Below are 12969 nucleotides of genomic sequence, written 5' to 3' on the forward strand. Positions count from 1 at the left end.
ATGGAACAAAATGCAGAATCGCGGCGTATGCTTCCAGATAGCGAAGCGCAGCCGAAACGAAAAGAGGAGCGCCCGTTAAAAATGGCGCCTCCTTCAAAGAAAAAAACGAATAAACGTGTCGTACGAGGCTTGATCTATGCAGTACTCATCCTCCTAGCAATCGTCTGCTTCATTCCGTTTCTCATGATGATCGTCAATGCGACACGGACGAATGGAGAAATCATGGCTGGGTTCTCACTAATTCCGGGAACAGCGCTCACAGAGAACTATGCGACGCTTAGTGAGTACATCAACATCTGGAACGGATTCAAGAACAGCTTGATTATCTCTGTATCGGTTACGGTACTGTCAGGTTACTTCTCAGCCCTTACGGCTTACGGATTCACGTTCTATAACTTCAAAGGGAAAAATGCGATGTTCATCTTCATGCTCGTCATGATGATGGTACCTGCACAACTTGGACTCATCGGATTCTATGAGATTTCGAAGACACTCGGTATTCTCGATACGTTCATTCCATTGATTGTCCCAGCGATTGCGACACCATTCACGGTCTTCTTCATCCGTCAGTACACGCAAGCGACGCTTCACATCAGCTTGATTGAAGCGGCACGGATTGACGGTGCAAGCGAGTTGCGTATTTTCCACACAATCGCGCTCCCAATGATGATGCCAGCGATTGCGACGATGTCGATCTTCACGTTCATCGGCTCGTGGAACAACTACTTGATGCCACTTGTCCTCTTATTCTCTCCTGAGAAATACACGTTGCCTGTCTTGATGGGCTTCTTGAAAGGATCACAAGTCGCAGAGAACCTTGGCTCGCTTTACCTAGGAATCGCGATCTCGGTCGTACCGATCATGATTGCCTTCTTGTTCCTCTCGAAGTACATCGTCAGCAGTATTTCGGCAGGTGCTGTCAAAGAATAAATATAGAGAAAAGAGGAAAACACTATGCATTTTAAGAAAGACTTCGTATTCGGGACAGCCACGTCCTCGTACCAAATTGAAGGCGCACATAACGAAGGAGGCCGCACTCCTTCGATCTGGGATATGTTCTGTGACATCGACGGGCGCGTGTTTGAAAAGCATAACGGCGATGTCGCATGTGACCACTACCATCGTTACGAGGAAGACATTCAGCACATCAAAAAGCTAGGTGTCGACACGTATCGATTCTCCATCGCGTGGCCACGAATCTTCCCTGCCAAGGGAGAGTATAATCCAGAAGGAATGGCGTTCTACAAAAACTTGGCACTACGTCTCCGTGAAGAAGGAATCAAACCAGCCGTCACGATTTACCACTGGGATCTTCCGATGTGGGCTCACGAAGAAGGTGGCTGGGTCAACCGTGAATCGGTCGACTGGTTCCTCGATTATGCGAAAGTCTGTTTTGAAGAGCTTGATGACATCGTCGACTCTTGGATTACCCACAATGAGCCTTGGTGTGCCGGCTTCCTCGGCTACCACGTCGGTGTTCACGCACCGGGTCATCGTGACATGAACGAAGCGGTACGCGCCGTGCACCACATCTTGTTGTCGCACGGAAAAGCGGTCGAGTTGTTGAAGCGAGAGATGACATCCACGACCCCGATCGGCATCACGCTCAACTTGTCACCGATGTACGCGAAAACGGATTCGGCGAATGACCGCCTTGCGATGAACAATGCCGACGGGTATTCGAATCGCTGGTTCCTCGATCCGGTCTTCAAAGGCCAGTATCCGGTCGACATGATGAACTTGTTCTCCAAATATGTGCATAACTTCGATTTCATCCAATCGGGTGATATGGAGACGATCTCGACAGCTTGCGATTTCTTCGGAATCAACTTTTACAGCCGTGGCATTGTCGAGTTCAACGCAGCAAACGATTTCTTGAAGGCAGACGCTTACTCGGACTATGAGAAGACGGGCATGGGCTGGGATATCGCCCCGAACGAATTCAAAGACCTGATCCGTCGTTTACGCGCCGAGTATACTGACCTTCCCATCTACATCACAGAGAACGGTGCCGCATTTGACGACGTGCTGGAAAATGGCGAAGTCCATGATGATAATCGGATCGACTACGTCCGCCAGCACCTCGAAGCCGTCTCTGACTTGAACGATGAAGGCATGAACATTCAAGGCTACTACCTCTGGTCGCTCATGGATAACTTCGAATGGAGCTTCGGATACGAGAAGCGCTTCGGAATCCTCTATATCGACTTTGAGACACAAGAGCGTATCTGGAAAGATAGTGCGAAGTGGTATGCCGATGTCATCGCCGACCATAAAGCCAAACACGCGGATAGCGTCGAGGCGTAACATGCATCCATCCCTGCCGCTACGGGGATGGATTTTTTTGTGTGCAATGTATCTGTTACGGGAACTGTAAGAAGGGGAGGGATGTTCATGAAACGAGAGTTTTCGACATACGAAGTGATGGGATATGACGACCAAGGGAAAATTAAATTTATTCACTTGAGAGAAGGGGAGTTCGTCTTGCCGATCGAGATCAAAGGGGACGACTTACGAAAAATCAAGAAGATGATGGAACTCAACCCGGGCGTCACCGTGATTGTCCATGCTGCGATTGACCAGAGACGGATGCGATTGCTGGAAGTCGATGGATACTCACTCCGAAAAGAAGATATGTAAAACGCCAGCACCTCATACAGGGCTGGCATTTGTTTATATTAGGTCACCACTAAACACCAAGGTACATCTCACGATTCGCTGGTGGCGACTTGATTAGATTGACTGATCCGTCTGACCCGTTTCAACACATCCCGCTTCGGTAATTCCGGGTAATCACTCTGTATGCGTTCGACGCAGGAAAAGATTGTTTCCGTACGTAACAGGTGAACGATCTGTTGATCGATCAAATCGAGTTCGGAAGGTACATCTTCTTTCGAATCTTCCCGATTGAGCCAAAACGATGTACCGAATACGTGCACGAATAGAATCGCCATCACGGTGAACGTAGATAAATCGATGGATGGAAAGAAGGAGAGTACGGCGTATAGACTGATGCCGCTCACGATTCCATGAAGAATCGTATCGAATAGACGCGGTACATGCACATGAAGAAGTGAACGGAGGGCTCCCGTTAGACCATCGACAAAGAAGCTCAAGGTGGTCGAGAGCAGATAGAAACAACCGAGCATAGCAAGCGTCGATAGGATCGGGAACGATGTGTCATCAAGTAAATAGATGAGAATCAAGTCGACGGCAAGTAGTGGGGTGAGAGCGAGCGCTAGAATCAACGCGCCCCAACCGAGTCCGTTCACAACCTTCATGAGACGTGCGTCCGATACCTTCCGAGCGCGATGAACGCCGCAATTAGACATACCATATGTAGCGCAATCCCGATGAGCATGGCGTACGGGATGATGGATTGGAAGCCAAGACCGAATGCAAGGGAGGCACTCGATAAGATCATAAAGCTCGCTGTATAATTTCGGACGGTTGTTTTCTGCTTATTCATATGTACCACAGAGTATCCCGCGATAAGTAAAAAGACGGGAGACAACATAATTGGGTAGACCGATTGAAAGACCAGTCCGATTACTCCGGACAGACCAGCGATGACAGCGAATATAGAAGGGTAGTATGCTTTCAAATTTCCAACTCCTTAACTCTTTTCCCTAAATATAACAGCCCTCCTCATTAATGAGAAGGGCTGTCGTTTTTGTTTCAGGCTGATGCTTGATCAGAACCCTCTTGTGCTTTCAATTCTTCACCGTACGAAACACGGTCTTGAATGCGGACGAACGGAAGGTAAACCGCAACGGCCATGGCAATCGTTGCAATCTGTAAGAGCGCAGCACGCCATCCACCAATCAAGAATCCAGAGATGACTGGAGGTGTCGTCCATGGTACTTGAAGGGCGTTGAACGGCTCGACCCAACCCCAAAGGATGGCGAAGTAAACCATGAATGAAGCGATGGCTGGCACGACAACGAATGGGACGAACATGATCGGGTTGAAGACGATTGGCATCCCGAAGATGACCGGCTCATTGATGTTGAAGATACTTGGCGCAAGTGATAACTTACCAAGCTGCTTCAAGTGTGCCGAACGTGCGACAATCAGTGTCGCGATGATGAAACCGATTGTGATCCCTGATCCACCGAGTTTCGTGAACACATCAAGGAACTGGATTGTAACGATTTTTGCGTTCTCACCAGCGACAAGCGTACCACCTGCATCGAGGATGGCTTGGTTTTGAAGCGCGTTCGCTGTGAGAAGTGGTCCCATGATTCCCATAAGGATTGCAGCACCGTGAATCCCACACCACCACATGACAGACATGAGCACCATGATGATAACGGCTCCAGCGAGTGTGTCTGTCAAGTTTTGAAGTGGTGCTTGAAGCACATCATAGATGACTTCTGTGAACGTACGCTCTGCAACCGCTTGGAAAATCGCAAACGTTGCAACGGCGAGCGAGATGATTGCCAAACCAGGAACAAGTGCAGAGAATGAGTTCGATACGCCTGGCGGTACACCGTCTGGCATTTTAATGCTGATCCCGCGTTTGATGAACTGCGAGTAGATGAATCCAACTGTCAATCCGACGATGATGGCAGCGAGGACACCTTGTCCACCTGTCCATACTTTTGGAATGACGCCACCGACGAATTCCCCAGATTCAGACAAGACAGAAGCTTGTGTGATGATGAGGAACGAGATGATTCCGAGAATACCAGCCGGTACCCCTTCGATCTTTTCGTTCTTGACGTACGAGTAAGCGATTCCAAAAACACCGATTAAAGCAAGAATGTCAAACGTCGCACCGACGACTTGCGTGAGCGGGAGTGACCAGTCTGCCCCGAATAGACCTGACATGAAGTCAGCCCAACCTGGAATCGGTAACGCCAGGATGAGAAGGAACAGCGACCCGATGATGGTCATCGGCATCGTGAGGATGAACCCGTCCTTAATCGCAAGGACGGGCTTGGCGTTCGCGAAGCGAACAAAAGCAGGGGTGAACTTTTCAAATACTCTTTCTAAGCGGCTCATAGGGGAACCTCCTTATAGGTCTTCAGCGCGCGTGGCGATGATCTCTTTATACCAGTGGAACGACTGTTTCTTCTTCCGTTCGAGACCGTTGTTGTGGTCGACGTAGATGAAGCCGTATTGTTTCTTATAACCGTTCAACCAACTGAGAAGGTCAATTGCAGACCAAGCGTAGTAACCGGCAACGTTGATGCCTTGTTGAACAGCATGTTTGACTGCACGAAGGTGACCTTCGATGTACTCGATTCGTGGCGTGTCCATGATTTCACCGTCGATGATCGGGTCGACATCACCGAGACCGTTCTCTGTGATATAGATTTTGACGTCGCCGTAACGATCTTTTAACATGTGCATCCCATCGAGGAACGCTTCCGGTGAGATTTCCCAATCCCATTTCGTGTACACTTTGTCGTCCATCTTGACTGTCTTATAGACGCCATCGAACGATGGGTTACCAGGGCGACCTGTCGAGTTTTCACGTCCACCAGCCATGACGAGCGCTGAGTCATTTTTCATGACGCGCTGCGGGCTGTAGTAGTTGAGACCGATAAAGTCGTTCATCGGAGCGGTACGTTTCAAGACGTCGAGTTCTTCCTCTGTCATTTCAGGGAGAAGACCTTGTTCGTTCAGACCGTTCACGACGTACTCTGGATATTCACCTTTTAAGATCGGGTCGTAGAACCAATGTGTCGCATAAGCGTTCGCATGCATTTCGGCAAACTTGTTCTCTTCTGCGTCATCGATACTGAACGCCGGGTTGAACACGTGCGTGATCCCGATTTCGCCAGTGTGACCGTTTTGTTTAAAGAGCTCGACGGCACGGGCGTGAGCGACGAAGACGTTATGCGTCGTTTGGAAATAACCTTTGACGTCGCCTTCGATGCCTGGCGGGTGTGCGCCTGTTAAGTATCCAAGTGAGCAGAAGATGACCGCTTCGTTGAATGTGATCCAGTGGTTGACACGGTCACCGAACGATTGGAAGCAAGTATCCGCGAAACGGACGAATGCGTCAACCGTCTCTTTGTTCTTCCAGCCGCCATTTTCTTCAAGTGCTTGTGGAAGGTCCCAATGGTAGAGTGTGACGAATGGGACGATGTCGTGTTTCAAACATTCGTCGATCAAGTTGTTGTAGAACTCAAGTCCTTTTTCGTTCACTTCACCCGTACCGTTCGGGAAGACGCGTGGCCATGAGATCGAGAAGCGATACGATTCGAGTCCCATCTCCGCCATGAGCGCGATGTCTTCTTTATAACGGTGGTAATGGTCGACTGCGACGTCGCCGTTTGTGTTTTCAAATGTCTTACCAGGAATTTTCGAGAAGACGTCCCAGTTCGAGAGGCCTTTCCCGTCCTCGTTCCATGCGCCTTCGACCTGGTAAGAGGCCGAAGCAGCGCCGAACAAGAAATCTTTAGGCATTTTCAAAGTCATCACCTCAGTTTATTTATTTACAAGTTTTAATGAGTGGTCTAATACTTTCGCACCGTTCATCATGCCGTAGTCGACTGTGTTGATGACGTCGATTGGAACACCTTTTGGTTCACAGATTTGCTTCCCTTTTGAAAGAAGGTACTTCACTTGTGGTCCGAGAAGTGCAACGTCGATGTTGTTAACGTATGTTTCCATTTCTGATTCTGGGTATGCTGCGATTTCAGCTTCGATACCGCGCTCAGAGGCAACCGCTTTCATTTTTTCTACTAACATACTTGTTGACATACCTGCTGCACAGAAGAGTCCGATTTTAATCATTTTTGATCCATTCCTTTCAATTCGTTGATTTCGTTTTGCATGTTCATCATATATCCAAGCATTTCTTTAACGAGAATTGTGTTCATCAAGTGATCTTGCGCGTGCACCATGAGGACACCGACTGTTGCCGATTTACCTTGTGCTTCGAGCGTGACGAATTTCGTTTGAATCGCATGTGCTTCTTTTAATGTTGCGTCACCAGCAACGACTGCTGCCTCGGCTGCTTCTTTTTTTCCTTCTTGCATGAGGAGCATCGCTTGATGGTAGCTCGCTTTGGCGTCACCCGAGAGGGCGATGAGACCGAAAATATCTTCCGGTGAGATTTCGATTGTTTCAGAAACCATAGTATCTCTCCTTTTTGTATGGATAACTAAAATTCATAGGTACAAATATTTTCTACATGTTGATAGTAGCACGAAAGCGTTTTCGTGTAAACCCTTACTTTTCGAAAAAATGCATAAAAAAATGCGCACGAGAAAAGCATCTCTCGGGCGCGTTTAGGACTTGATGTTCGAGACTTTGAGCATTTTGACATGTTTAAAATGATGGATGGAACGAGAGACGTCGAAGATTTGACCATTTGTTAAATAGACGGTGTTATCGACAATCAAGGCTGGGTCATTCTCGTTCAAGTCGAGCAGATCGGCGGACTCAGAATCTAAAAAGTCTGCGTAAATGACTCGGTCGGCGAATCCGATGGCGAGCTTTTGGTCACTTCGTAAATACGTATAAATCGACTTTTGGACGATGTTCTCGTCTAAGTAGATGACGAGCTCTTTTCGGAAGTATGAATCTTCCACCGAGAACGGATGGTCATCGACGAGACGTAGACGCTTCACGAAGTAGACGAGTGTCCCAATCGGGCACTTCATACGTTCTGCGACTTCATCGTTTGCAACCGTCTGTTCGAAATGTAAGACGCGTGTCTCGACTTTCCGGCCACTGAAGTCACTCGTGAGACCTTGAAGTTTTTCAAGGTTGATGTAATCGCTATTGTAATGGTCACGGACGAAGACGCCGCTTCCTTGGACTTGATAGACATATCCTTTGTTGACGAGAATCTCAATCGCTTTCCGGACGGTGTTACGGCTGACACCATATTTATTGGCGTACTCGTCTTCAGTTAATAGTTTATTTGTATGTTGGTAGACGTGATTAACAATGTCTGCTTCAATCTGACTTGCGACTTGCTTGTATTTCGGAGACATACAGTTCTACACCTTTCATGAAAAATTTGTAGGAATGAATTCGCTAACAGTATAGCAGATAACCTTTGTAAGCGGATACGTTTCATTCGTCAATTGTTGAAAAAAGTCGAACGATTCAATACTAGAATATTCGGAAAATATGAAACAATGTAGGAAGAGAGTGCGTATATAGGAGTAAACAACGATGAAGAGAGGGAGTGCTCGATTTGACGGAGACACATTGGTATACAGAAGAAACTGCATGGCGGAAGTCGCATCTTCGGGTCGGTTATGCACTGCTTACGTTTATTGTGACTGCATTTATCCTCTCGTTCTTCGGACGTCACGTCTGGCTGACTCTCCCATTTATCTTGATTGGCAGCGCCATGATTGGATTAGACGTGAAGAAGTATTGGATACGTCGTACGCACATGAATGATCGAAGTGTAACACGATTACTGAAGTGGAACCTCCTTTATGATTTGATTAGCTCAGGTGTGCTTATCTCACTCATTTCAGCTCTTCTCATCTTTCAATATGACAGTTTGAGTTTAATGATTGGACTTCTCGTGTGGGGAGTGGTGAGCGATCAAGTGTCGCGAATATTTCACAAGAAGTTAACTGAACGGATTCCATTATTAAACCAGTTGGATCAGGAGCGACAAAAATGATGAATGAACGGATGACGCAAGAAAAAGCTTGGAAACATTTATTTGACCAATGGATCTTCGGTTTGTTTGGAACATTGTTCGTACTGATGCTTCCGATCAGCTTATGGACAGATAACCTTATGTGGGGCGTGCTGTATATCGCCTGCACACTCATTCCGCTGAACATGTTATATGTAAAGCGTTATCGGATGCGTCTAGGATTTGAACCAGAGTTGAAAGGATTGTTTCGTCGCCAACTTGTTCGGGACGGAATCAATAGTGTTGCCTTCTTTCTCGCATTGAATCATCAATTTTTGTTCACATCAAACGTGGCGTATGTGTGTGTCACGGCCTTCATCAGTGGCGCAATGTTATGGACATGGAACGTGGAGACACAGACGAAACGACAAGATATGGCGTATATGCATGTAGACAAGGAGGCGATATAGGTGGACCAAGACGTAAAGTGGATGCAACGGATCCGACAGTATGCCGTACCCATCTTGATTCTGTATGTCACGGCCGTCATTGTCGCCCTCTTGTTAGAGAAAATGTGGCTCATTCCCATCATGGGGTCGGTCTCCGTGATCATCGTCGTAATGGGCTATAAAGAGATGCGCATCATGTGGCGAATGACAAAACATCCGAAGGCGCATCGAATGCTTATATTCCAATACGTATTCGAATGGGTGGATGCGATTTTGTTGACGACACTCATGGTGACCCTGCTGACAGCGACAGAATTTGGTCTCATGATTGGTCTCTTTTTTGGGATATGGGGAGTACTCAGTCCGCTTCGGCAGAAATGGTTCACAAAACAACTCCAACAGATTGAACCAGGGTTTCCGACGTATGAAGAGGTGATTGAAGGGAGGGTCTCACATGAATCGTCCATTTGAACTCACCGTAACGCATGCCAAACAGTTCGAGCGGTTCTTTGGTTGGCCCGTACTCGTCATCTTCTTGGTCTCATTCATCGTGATGTTACGGACACAGGCGACGTGGGTCATCCCGGTCATGTTGGTCGTAGCCATGGGTATGGCTTATAAAGGATACATGGAATATCGAGTCATTCGCCATTTTGCCGAACATCGAGCGGTCGCTCGCGTGTTACGCTATCGACTCATTGACTGTTGGATTGGTGCCGTTTCTTTATTTGTGCTCTTCATCCCGATGTATGTAAACGAAGATGCTTTCATCCTCGCCGGTGGGGTAGTGGCCCTTTGGGGGTTGACGAAATCGTATCGAGAGAAGAAATGGGAAGAGCGCATCCATGCGCATCAGTCAGAACTACCGACATATGAAGAGGTGTTAGAAGGAGGAGAGGACGTATGGAACCATCACCAACAGTAAAGTCACAAATCGACACGATTTTAAAAGTAGATCGCTGGACCGGATGGGGTGTCGGAATCATCGGAATCGGACTCGTTGTCAGTTTTTTGATTTACGCCTCGTATTGGACACTCTCGGACGGCGTGATCACCGGGACGCTATATGCGGTACTCGCTGTCGTGTTAACAGGTATCTTTGTTCGATATCAGATGTGGCTGCGTTTCGTGAAGAATCAAACGGCGCGTAACCTCTTATCGTTCAAAATGATGGCGCACACGCTCGCTTTGACGGGTGTCGGGATTTATGGGCTCTTCTACTTCACGAGTGAAGCGACGAGCACACAATCGTTCCGAATGTTTCTCCTTTCCCAGCTGACGTTTTTCGGGATTGAATACTTGGCGAAGCGGTTCGACCGCGTCATTCAGTCTTATGATGAGAACTATTTGACGGATCAAGATTTAAAAGCAATTCGTGAGGTCCGCGAATACGAAAAGGAGCAACGTCGTGAACAAGCGTGAGCAGATGAGAGAGTTGACGGCATTTGATGGATCGGGGAAATGGACTGTGGGTATGATGAGCGGGGCACTCGCACTTATGCTTTTCTTCGCTGTAGAGAAAGGTTGGATGTCGTTGGTAGGTGTGTTGTTAATTTCGACAATCGCAGCATTACCTGCATGGAAGAAGACGTGGGACCGAGAGGCGATCAAGAAGCGTTATCTGACATCGAGAGAAGCGAAACGACTCGCGCATTGGAACTCGATCACCGGTTTAGTTACGTACCCATTTGTGATCGTCTTTTTATACTTCACCGTTACAGAACAGATTTCGACACTTGCTTTCTTTATAACGATTGCAGTACTCATCCCAATCTTGATGATGATCCATCGATTGTACGAACGTCATAGGGTTCGTCTCGATGAAAACTATGTCACGGAACGTGAATTAAGAGAAGAACAAAAATGGGGGAGCGTGTGACGGCTCTGTCGAAAAGGAAGTAGGAGTATAAAGTGAGGATTGCGACATATAATATTTGGAACCATAAAACGTTATGGCGAGAGCGAATCGCAGCGATTTGCCAAGAAGTGAAACGGATCGACGCGGACGTGGTTGTACTGCAAGAAGTCCGTTCTTATGAGCAGGGCAGTGTGGCTCATGACATTGCGGAAGCGACAGGCTATCCGTTCTGCGTCTTTCATCCTTATCCTGACTCACTGGACGAAGGACTCGCTTTTTTGAGTAAAGTTCCTTTTGGTTCAGTTGAAGCGATTTGGGAAAGTGACGTGGAAGAGTCTAACTTTTGTGCGATACGAGTGACGCTTGAGTGGGGCGGTCACGAATGGGGCATCACGAACGTGCATCTGAATTGGCGGTCCGTTTCGATTCGAGAACATCAGATGGTGGCGGTTCAAGAATGGTTAAGTAAAGGATGCCAGAAGTCGGTCGAAGTGTTATGTGGAGATTTCAATGATCATCCTCAATCTGCCATCTATCAAGATTTATCGGATGCAAGGTGGTTAGACGTCACGACGTTTGTTGAGGAAGAGCCACGGGCGACGTTAGACGTAAAGCACAACCCGTACCTACAATCCTCTCATCTCGAGCAACCTGAACGATATGATTGGATTCTGTTCCGTTCGGAATGGAGTGAACTCGGGGTTCAGCATGTCGATGTATTTGGAGACGTACGAACGAGTACGGACGTTATACCGAGTGATCATTACGGGGTTGTCGCCGATTTCATCGTGAAATAAAAGCAGGATGTGCTGTTGCGCGTCCTTTTTTATTTAAACAGCCGCGCGATGAATCCTGCACATGCTAGGAACGGAATGACAAAAAGAAGCCCGAGCCATTGATCGCGCCAAACAACAAACCAGAAAGCAGCTTGCAGACAAAGGATGCCAACTGCGGCAAAGACTATGAACAAAAGTGCCTTCTTGCGGGTGGAGCGGTCATCCCACCATTCTTTAAAGTAAGGAAAACTGCAGAAGAATGCCATAGCCATAAAGAAAATCGCAGGAAACAACATGACATCCCCTAACGTGCTGTTCCCTTCAAATTCAAGCCACCTGGATAAGACGGATAACAGTATGCCGATCAACAGGAAGATTCCACCCATGTGTTTCCCCTCATTTCTTTACTCGTTACTTGTATCATGCCCGTTCTAACCATACTCGAAAACCTGGTGAACGGATGGCTTTTTAGTGAAAGTGGTGACTTTTACATGAACGGTAAAAAAGTATTCAGCGACATTTTTTTGAATTGCTCTATCCAATTCTTTTTGTACTCGATAGCATGAAGGCGTATCTGGAGAAACGGCTGGATATGAAATAGAAGCGCCAGAACTCTATGGAGTTGACGAGGACGAAGGTGATCGAGGAATTCGGCGGATGCCTTCCAGTCGCGTGTCACGACTGAGAGGGTCTTGCTAAAGCGTTCGGGTGACCGGACGGACAAAGCGAGACTTGATGACATCACTCTAAAAAGCCCGTTTCCTTTTTCGAGAAATCGAAACAAAGAGGAGAGTTTTGTATGTGCGGAATCGTAGGGATGATCGGACAAGTTGGAACGAAAGAGATTTTATTGAAAGGGCTCGAAAAGCTCGAGTATCGCGGCTACGACTCGGCAGGGATTGCCTTAGTCGGCGAGGACGTTCGTACGTTCAAAGAAGTGGGGCGAATCCAAGCACTCCGTGACATCGTACCGGCTGACGCCGAAGGAACAATCGGAATCGGTCACACACGTTGGGCGACACACGGGGTACCGAGCGTACCGAACGCCCACCCGCACCAAAGTACGACAGGACGCTTCACGCTTGTGCATAACGGCGTGATCGAGAACGACGAGCAATTGAAAGCCACACTCGACGTCGCGTTCCTTTCAGAGACGGATACGGAAGTCATCGTTCAGCTCATGGAGAAGCACTTCGTCGAGCTCGGCGACGTCGAGGCGGAGTTCCGCAAAACGCTCTCGGACCTCCACGGTTCATACGCGATCGCGATGATCGACTCAGAGGACAAAGAGCGCCTCTATATCGGGAAGAACAAGTCACC

At 47.8% G+C, this 12969-nt stretch carries 18 protein-coding genes and 1 pseudogene; 11 read left to right on the plus strand and 8 right to left on the minus strand.

Annotated features, from left to right (window positions below):
* From KNP62_RS14235 to KNP62_RS14245, 3 genes are all read left to right on the plus strand, one after another.
* A complete protein-coding gene (locus KNP62_RS14235; protein WP_214786130.1) occupies positions 1-930 on the plus strand; it encodes a carbohydrate ABC transporter permease in 930 nt (309 codons plus the stop codon).
* A 24-nt stretch (positions 931-954) separates the two neighbouring features.
* On the plus strand, positions 955-2307 hold the full coding sequence (locus KNP62_RS14240) for a GH1 family beta-glucosidase (protein WP_214786132.1): 1353 nt from the start codon (positions 955-957) through the stop codon (positions 2305-2307).
* Between the two features lie 87 nt (positions 2308-2394).
* On the plus strand, positions 2395-2640 hold the full coding sequence (locus tag KNP62_RS14245) for a hypothetical protein (RefSeq protein ID WP_214786134.1): 246 nt from the start codon (positions 2395-2397) through the stop codon (positions 2638-2640).
* Positions 2641-2708: 68 nt separating this feature from the next.
* Here the strand turns inward: KNP62_RS14245 and KNP62_RS14250 are convergent, their stop codons facing one another.
* The 7 genes from KNP62_RS14250 to KNP62_RS14280 all read right to left on the minus strand — a co-directional run bounded on the left by KNP62_RS14250 (position 2709) and on the right by KNP62_RS14280 (position 7958).
* Positions 2709-3281 (minus strand): hypothetical protein, encoded by a 573-nt coding sequence (locus KNP62_RS14250; protein WP_214786136.1) that lies wholly within the window; start codon positions 3279-3281, stop codon positions 2709-2711.
* Complete coding sequence (locus KNP62_RS14255) at positions 3278-3604, minus strand: hypothetical protein (RefSeq protein WP_214786137.1); 327 nt, start codon at positions 3602-3604, stop codon at positions 3278-3280. The genes KNP62_RS14250 and KNP62_RS14255 overlap by 4 nt, the downstream gene beginning before the upstream one ends.
* A gap of 74 nt (positions 3605-3678) precedes the next feature.
* Positions 3679-5007 carry a PTS sugar transporter subunit IIC gene (locus tag KNP62_RS14260; protein WP_214786139.1) on the minus strand — a complete coding sequence of 443 codons (1329 nt, stop codon included), beginning with the start codon at positions 5005-5007 and terminating at the stop codon, positions 3679-3681.
* Positions 5008-5019: 12 nt separating this feature from the next.
* A complete protein-coding gene (locus KNP62_RS14265) occupies positions 5020-6426 on the minus strand; it encodes a GH1 family beta-glucosidase (RefSeq protein WP_214786141.1) in 1407 nt (468 codons plus the stop codon).
* A 15-nt stretch (positions 6427-6441) separates the two neighbouring features.
* Positions 6442-6750, minus strand: coding sequence for a PTS sugar transporter subunit IIB (locus KNP62_RS14270; protein WP_224863627.1), 309 nt, complete (start codon positions 6748-6750; stop codon positions 6442-6444).
* Positions 6747-7094: a PTS lactose/cellobiose transporter subunit IIA gene (locus KNP62_RS14275; protein ID WP_214786143.1), complete on the minus strand. Its 348-nt coding sequence runs from the start codon at positions 7092-7094 to the stop codon at positions 6747-6749. The genes KNP62_RS14270 and KNP62_RS14275 overlap by 4 nt, the downstream gene beginning before the upstream one ends.
* Positions 7095-7247: 153 nt before the next feature.
* Positions 7248-7958, minus strand: a complete 711-nt coding sequence (locus KNP62_RS14280; RefSeq protein ID WP_214786144.1) for a GntR family transcriptional regulator — start codon at positions 7956-7958, stop codon at positions 7248-7250.
* A gap of 206 nt (positions 7959-8164) precedes the next feature.
* Between KNP62_RS14280 and KNP62_RS14285 the strand changes: the two genes are divergently transcribed.
* From KNP62_RS14285 to KNP62_RS14315, 7 genes are read left to right on the plus strand one after another with little or no spacing between them, the layout of a single operon-like run.
* Positions 8165-8608, plus strand: a complete 444-nt coding sequence (locus KNP62_RS14285; RefSeq protein ID WP_214786146.1) for a hypothetical protein — start codon at positions 8165-8167, stop codon at positions 8606-8608.
* On the plus strand, positions 8608-9036 hold the full coding sequence (locus KNP62_RS14290) for a hypothetical protein (RefSeq protein WP_214786148.1): 429 nt from the start codon (positions 8608-8610) through the stop codon (positions 9034-9036). Before KNP62_RS14285 ends, KNP62_RS14290 begins: the two co-directional genes overlap by 1 nt.
* Positions 9037-9486 (plus strand): hypothetical protein, encoded by a 450-nt coding sequence (locus KNP62_RS14295; protein ID WP_214786150.1) that lies wholly within the window; start codon positions 9037-9039, stop codon positions 9484-9486. It abuts the gene before it with no gap.
* Complete coding sequence (locus tag KNP62_RS14300; RefSeq protein ID WP_214786152.1) at positions 9470-9940, plus strand: hypothetical protein; 471 nt, start codon at positions 9470-9472, stop codon at positions 9938-9940. Before KNP62_RS14295 ends, KNP62_RS14300 begins: the two co-directional genes overlap by 17 nt.
* Positions 9919-10437: a hypothetical protein gene (locus KNP62_RS14305; RefSeq protein ID WP_214786154.1), complete on the plus strand. Its 519-nt coding sequence runs from the start codon at positions 9919-9921 to the stop codon at positions 10435-10437. The genes KNP62_RS14300 and KNP62_RS14305 overlap by 22 nt, the downstream gene beginning before the upstream one ends.
* A complete protein-coding gene (locus tag KNP62_RS14310; RefSeq protein ID WP_214786156.1) occupies positions 10424-10894 on the plus strand; it encodes a hypothetical protein in 471 nt (156 codons plus the stop codon). Before KNP62_RS14305 ends, KNP62_RS14310 begins: the two co-directional genes overlap by 14 nt.
* A 32-nt stretch (positions 10895-10926) precedes the next feature.
* Positions 10927-11670: an endonuclease/exonuclease/phosphatase family protein gene (locus KNP62_RS14315; protein ID WP_214786158.1), complete on the plus strand. Its 744-nt coding sequence runs from the start codon at positions 10927-10929 to the stop codon at positions 11668-11670.
* Positions 11671-11699: 29 nt separating this feature from the next.
* Here the strand turns inward: KNP62_RS14315 and KNP62_RS14320 are convergent, their stop codons facing one another.
* The gene (locus KNP62_RS14320; RefSeq protein ID WP_214786160.1) at positions 11700-12035 is read right to left on the minus strand and encodes a hypothetical protein; all 336 of its coding nucleotides are present in this window, start codon (positions 12033-12035) and stop codon (positions 11700-11702) included.
* A gap of 413 nt (positions 12036-12448) precedes the next feature.
* On the opposite strand from KNP62_RS14320, the pseudogene KNP62_RS14325 reads away from it, so the two are divergent.
* A pseudogene (locus KNP62_RS14325) lies at positions 12449-12969 on the plus strand (glutamine--fructose-6-phosphate transaminase (isomerizing)); the annotation flags it as partial.

It is taken from the genome of Exiguobacterium sp. s183 (genome assembly GCF_018617655.1).
GTDB lineage: Bacteria > Bacillota > Bacilli > Exiguobacteriales > Exiguobacteriaceae > Exiguobacterium > Exiguobacterium aestuarii_A.

Excerpts from the sequence above, each read along its gene's own strand:
- KNP62_RS14275 (WP_214786143.1), bottom strand. The coding sequence starts at position 7,094 with ATGGTTTCTGAAACAATCGAAATCTCACCGGAAGATATTTTCGGTCTC.
- KNP62_RS14320 (WP_214786160.1), bottom strand. The coding sequence starts at position 12,035 with ATGGGTGGAATCTTCCTGTTGATCGGCATACTGTTATCCGTCTTATCC.
- KNP62_RS14235 (WP_214786130.1), top strand. The coding sequence starts at position 1 with ATGGAACAAAATGCAGAATCGCGGCGTATGCTTCCAGATAGCGAAGCG.
- KNP62_RS14260 (WP_214786139.1), bottom strand. The coding sequence starts at position 5,007 with ATGAGCCGCTTAGAAAGAGTATTTGAAAAGTTCACCCCTGCTTTTGTT.
- KNP62_RS14240 (WP_214786132.1), top strand. The coding sequence starts at position 955 with ATGCATTTTAAGAAAGACTTCGTATTCGGGACAGCCACGTCCTCGTAC.
- KNP62_RS14290 (WP_214786148.1), top strand. The coding sequence starts at position 8,608 with ATGAATGAACGGATGACGCAAGAAAAAGCTTGGAAACATTTATTTGAC.
- KNP62_RS14280 (WP_214786144.1), bottom strand. The coding sequence starts at position 7,958 with ATGTCTCCGAAATACAAGCAAGTCGCAAGTCAGATTGAAGCAGACATT.
- KNP62_RS14270 (WP_224863627.1), bottom strand. The coding sequence starts at position 6,750 with ATGATTAAAATCGGACTCTTCTGTGCAGCAGGTATGTCAACAAGTATG.
- KNP62_RS14300 (WP_214786152.1), top strand. The coding sequence starts at position 9,470 with ATGAATCGTCCATTTGAACTCACCGTAACGCATGCCAAACAGTTCGAG.
- KNP62_RS14250 (WP_214786136.1), bottom strand. The coding sequence starts at position 3,281 with ATGAAGGTTGTGAACGGACTCGGTTGGGGCGCGTTGATTCTAGCGCTC.
- KNP62_RS14245 (WP_214786134.1), top strand. The coding sequence starts at position 2,395 with ATGAAACGAGAGTTTTCGACATACGAAGTGATGGGATATGACGACCAA.
- KNP62_RS14305 (WP_214786154.1), top strand. The coding sequence starts at position 9,919 with ATGGAACCATCACCAACAGTAAAGTCACAAATCGACACGATTTTAAAA.